This is a genomic window from Aquipuribacter hungaricus (assembly GCF_037860755.1).
Classification (GTDB): domain Bacteria; phylum Actinomycetota; class Actinomycetes; order Actinomycetales; family JBBAYJ01; genus Aquipuribacter; species Aquipuribacter hungaricus.
Genome location: NZ_JBBEOI010000385.1, coordinates 1 through 2051, shown reverse-complemented (window position 1 = coordinate 2051; position 2051 = coordinate 1). Strand labels below are relative to the sequence as shown.

At 78.0% G+C, this 2051-nt stretch carries 1 protein-coding gene and 1 pseudogene; one reads left to right on the top strand and one right to left on the bottom strand.

Annotated elements, in window-relative coordinates; all coding sequences use genetic code 11:
- Positions 1-819 (top strand): annotated as a pseudogene (locus WCS02_RS19945) (hypothetical protein); the annotation flags it as partial.
- Between the two features lie 41 nt (positions 820-860).
- Here the strand turns inward: WCS02_RS19945 and WCS02_RS19940 are convergent.
- Positions 861-1943, bottom strand: coding sequence for an ABC transporter ATP-binding protein (locus tag WCS02_RS19940; RefSeq protein WP_340296036.1), 1083 nt, complete (start codon positions 1941-1943; stop codon positions 861-863).
- Positions 1944-2051 lie beyond the last annotated feature (108 nt).

Genomic DNA, 2051 nt, shown 5'->3' with positions numbered 1-2051 from the left:
GTCGTCGCCGGGCGCGGCCTGGTCGCGGTCGCCACGGCGGCGGTGCTGTGGCTGCTGTACGTCCGCGCGGCGGCCTCGGCCCGCCGCTCGCTGCTGCCCGACACCCGCCTGGGCGCCCTCACCGGCCGGCACCTGCGCTACTGGGTGCGCGACCCGCGCTACCAGCTGTCGGTGGTCACGCTGCCGGTCGTCGTCGTCCTGCTCCTGGTGCTGCCCCTGCTCGCCGACGCGCCGTCCGGCTTCGCGCTGGCCGTCGGTCCGACGCTCGGGCTGCTGCTGGCCGTGACCATGCTCAACGAGCTGGCCTTCGACGGGAGCGCGGTGTGGACGGCGCTGGCTGCCGGCGTGCGGGGCCGCGAGGACCGCACCGCCCGCACGCTCGCGCTGCTGGTGTGGGCTGCCCCCGCCACCGTCGTCGTCTCCGTCGTCGGGGCCGTCGTCGCCGGGCGCCCGGAGCTGGCCCCCGCGGCGGTGGGGCTGGCCGTCGGCTGCCTGCTCGTGGGCCTCGGCGTGGCGTCGGTGTCCTCGGTCGCCATGCCGTTCCCCGTGCCACCGGCCGGTGCCAACCCGTTCGCGGGCAACCCCGGGGCGGGGACGGCGGCGCTCGTGCAGCAGGGCCTCAGCCTGCTCGTCCTGCTGCCGCTGCTGGCGCCCCTGCTGGGCCTGGCGGTGTGGGCGTGGTTCACCCCGGTGGTCGGCTGGCTGCTCGTCGCGGTGGCGACCGGCTACGGCGTGGCCCTGCTGGCCGTGGGCACGACGGTCGGCGGCCGGATCATGGACCGCCGCGGTCCGGAGCTGCTGGCGCGCCTCAGCCGCTGACCCGGCCGGGTCTGGTGCTGGCACCCAGGTTCCTGGCGGCGTCAGGCAAGGCCCGGGGCGTGCGGGGTGTGCAGCAGGCAGGCCGCCGTGTGCCCCGGCCCCACGTCGACCAGCGCCGGGTCGACGGTCGGGCAGGCGTCGAACGCGCTCGGGCAGCGGGTGCGGAACCGGCAGCCGCTCGGCACGTCGGTCGGGCTGGGGACGTCCCCGGACAGCACCGGGGCGGTGCGGGCGCGCTCGGTGACCGGGTCCGGGCGCGGGACCGCCGCGAGCAGCGCCCGGGTGTAGGGGTGCTGCGGGTCGCTGACCACCTGCTGCGCCGGGCCGACCTCGACCACCCGCCCCAGGTACATGACGGCGACCCGGTCGCTCACGTGCCGCACGGCGGCCAGGTCGTGGCTGATGAACAGCAGGGTGAGGCCGAGGTCCCGCTGCAGGCCGCGCAGCAGGTTCATCACCTGCGCCTGGATGGACACGTCGAGGCTGGCGACGGCCTCGTCGGCGACGACCAGGTCGGGCTCGCCGGCCAGCGCCCGGGCGATGCCGAGACGCTGCCGCTGACCGCCGGAGAACTCGTGGGGGTACCGGTCGGCCGCCGACGCGGGCAGGCCGACGAGGTCGAGCAGCTCCTCGACCCTGGCCCGGCGCGAGGCGGGGCCGCCGTGCAGCCGGTGGACGACGAGCGGCTCGGCGACGGAGTCCCCGACGCTGCGGCGCGGGTCGAGGCTGGCGTAGGGGTCCTGGAACACCATGACCGCGCGCCGCCGCACCGCCCGGAGCTCCCGGCGGCCCAGGCCCGTGAGCTCCGTGCCGTCGAGCTCGACCGTGCCGGCCGTCGGCTCGACCAGCCGCAGGACCGCGTTCCCCAGCGTCGACTTGCCGCAGCCGGACTCCCCGACCAGGCCGAGTGTCTCGCCGCGCCGGACGTCGAGGTCGACCCCGTCGACGGCGCGCACCGGTCGGCGCCGCGGGCCGAAGTGCACCTGGAGGCCGCGGACCCGGACGAGGACGTCGTCACCGCCGCCGTCCCGGACCTCCTCGTGCCCGAGACGGACGCCCCGGCCCTCGTCGACGGACCGGCCCTGGCCGACGCCCCGGCCCTGGTCGACGGACCGGTCAGCCACGGGACACCCCCGCGCCCACCGCTGCCGCCGCAGGCACCGGGCAGCGCGTCGCCGCCGCGTGCCCGGGGCCGACCTCGCGCAGCTCCTGCGGGGCGCCCGCGCAGGCGG